Source organism: Stutzerimonas kunmingensis (genome assembly GCF_014764705.1).
GTDB lineage: Bacteria > Pseudomonadota > Gammaproteobacteria > Pseudomonadales > Pseudomonadaceae > Stutzerimonas.
The window spans coordinates 1-2,410 of the sequence record NZ_JACXXG010000074.1; the positions used below are offsets into that span (position 1 = coordinate 1).

The following is a 2,410-nucleotide window of genomic DNA, read 5'->3' on the forward strand; positions in this document are numbered from 1 at the left end:
GTGGTCTGGTGGCAGAGATAGCACTGCTCAGGTTCCGCATTCCTGACACCCGCTATCGGCTTGGACATCATTCCGAAGTGCTCCTTGTAGTGGCTGAGCGGCGCGAGGTGGCACTGGCCGCACTCGGTGGAACTCGGCGGTGGATGCCGGTACTCGGCAATCGACCATGTGGTCGTGCCGTGGCATGTCGCGCAGTCGTTTCCGAAGACCTGGACGTGCGGGTCGGTGGTCTTGTGGCAGCTCGCACAGTCCAGCAGCGTCTCCTTGTAAGTCATGCCGTTGGCAAGCGAGAGGTTGCCCGGCAGCGCCTCGGGCCGGTGTGCCTTGAGGTGCGCGAGCAGCACCGCCCCCTCATGACCCTCCGGGGCCCGATCGAGCCATCGCACGATGATGTCGGTCAAAGCCGCATGGTCCATACCACGCAGGCTGCGGCCGGCGTCGTGTTCCTTGTGGCAGGCCACGCAGTTGTTCGAGCCGGCGATGTCGGCATGGAATGCCGTCGGTTGTCGCTGGACCAGGACGGTCTCGTTTGCATGGCAGGCCACGCAAGTCGCGTCCTCCACGCCCTTCACCGGCGTGTGGCACGCCGCACAGTCCTCTTTGAGAAACGCATGTGCGCTGGACAGGGGGCCCGGAGAGGCCATGTTCTGCCACGTCGCGGCGCGCTGCATTTGCGGAAGGTATGTCCACAGTGCGACTGCCGACACCGGCGCCAGGACCGCGAGCAGCGCGGCGAGGATCTTTCCCTTTCGACTCATCTGAACCACCGCAACCCGAAGTAGATGCCAGCCCAGATATGCAACGCCAGCAGAAGATAGAAGATGATCGAGAACGCGATGTGTGCCGACAGCCAGGCGTTGAACAGCCTGCGCACCCGCTCCTGGAACTGGATCGAGTACTGCAGATCGGCGGCGGCGGATGCCAGTGGCAGCAGTTCGGCGCTGGCCTTGGGCGTACCGGCAACGCCCGCTGTTGGTCCTTGCGCGTAGGCCCAGTACTGCCCATCCAGAAGGCGCCACAGCCCGTCGATCTGCGCCTTCTTCTCGCGGATGTTCTCCGCGACGTAGCGCAGGTAATGCTGGCCGATGAACCCAGTGAGCACGCTCAGCAGCATCGATGCCGTCAGCGCGACGCCGAGCGCACTCTGGAACTTGTGCCCGCTATGGAGGATGGCCAACAGCGCGCCTACCAAGCCGAAATAGACGTGCGCCTGCAGCAATGCGCCGAAGCCATGCTTCCTGGTGAATGCGCGGCGCAGCGTAGCGCTGCGCTTGATTACGGTGTAGGTGAGCGGGACGAGCATGAACGCCGCGCCTACGACGCCGAACACGCCACCCAGGAGGCTTCCGGCGAAGAAGGAAGAGCGGTGCACCAGGAAACCCAGCCACAGGACCACCAGCATCGAGAAGATGATCGTCGCGATGATGCGATCCTGGTTGCGCATCTACGCATCCACCGAGATATCGGCCGACGCTTTCGCCTGGCAGGCCAGGATCACGCCCGAGGAACGATCGAGTGGCGTCAGACCGTCGTCCACGTCCATGGTGACCTCGCCCGACAGCAGCTTGATCTTGCAGAGGCCGCAGTAACCCTGCCGGCAGGCATATTCGATCGGAACGCCGACCTCTTCGGCGGCCTCGAGAACGGTCTGGCCGGCCGCCAGCGGCGCCTTTTTTCCGGACCGCTCGAAGCTGCAGGTGACGGCCGTCGCCGTGTCGCCCGCCGACACCTCCAGGCCGGGAGGCACTGTCCTGGAGGGGCTCAGGAACAGCTCGGAATGAACCGACGCCAGGTCGATGCCCAGCTTGCCCAGTTCGTTGCGGACCGCGTCCATCATCACCGACGGACCGCACAAGTGGATGCGGCGCGAACGGATCTGCGGAATCTGCCCCAGCAGTTCGGCGGTGATGAACCCACGCGGGCCGGTCCATGCCGCCGATGACTCGTCGCTCAGCACGATGGACACATGCAGGTTCGGATGCCGGCGGGCGAGTTGGTTCAGCTCGTCGCGGAAGATCACGCTTTCCAGGTCCTTGCAGGCGTAGACCAGGTCGATCCGGCCGTTCCAGCTCTGGTCGGTCAGGTAGCGGATGGAACTCATCAGCGGCGTGATGCCGACGCCGCCGCCCAGGAACACGACACTGTCGGACTCGACGCCGCGGAAGGTGAAGCGGCCGTAGGGGCCGGACGCATCGAGGAGATCGCCTTCCTTCACCTGCTCGTGCAGGTAACCCGAGACGATGCCGCCGCTTTCGTGCTTGACCGTCAGGTCGCACCAGCCGTGGCAGCATGGCGATGAAGCGATCGAATACGAGCGCTTGACCTGGTTCCCGCCTGAATGCACCGAAAGCGTGAGGAACTGGCCGGGCTCGAACTCGAACGGCAGCGCACCCACGCCCTCCACTGGCGC

General features: G+C 64.5%; 3 protein-coding genes. All 3 read right to left on the minus strand.

All coding sequences use genetic code 11. The features are described 5' to 3' along the window. Positions 1-758: multiheme c-type cytochrome (locus IEG05_RS22925; RefSeq protein ID WP_191122771.1), on the minus strand; the 758-nt coding region annotated here is incomplete at its 3' end. Beyond that, positions 755-1,444 carry a hypothetical protein gene (locus IEG05_RS22930; RefSeq protein ID WP_003292130.1) on the minus strand — a complete coding sequence of 230 codons (690 nt, stop codon included), beginning with the start codon at positions 1,442-1,444 and terminating at the stop codon, positions 755-757. The genes IEG05_RS22930 and IEG05_RS22925, both read right to left, overlap by 4 nt. Further along, on the minus strand, positions 1,445-2,410 hold a 966-nt coding region (locus tag IEG05_RS22935), incomplete at its 5' end, for a 2Fe-2S iron-sulfur cluster-binding protein (protein ID WP_191122772.1).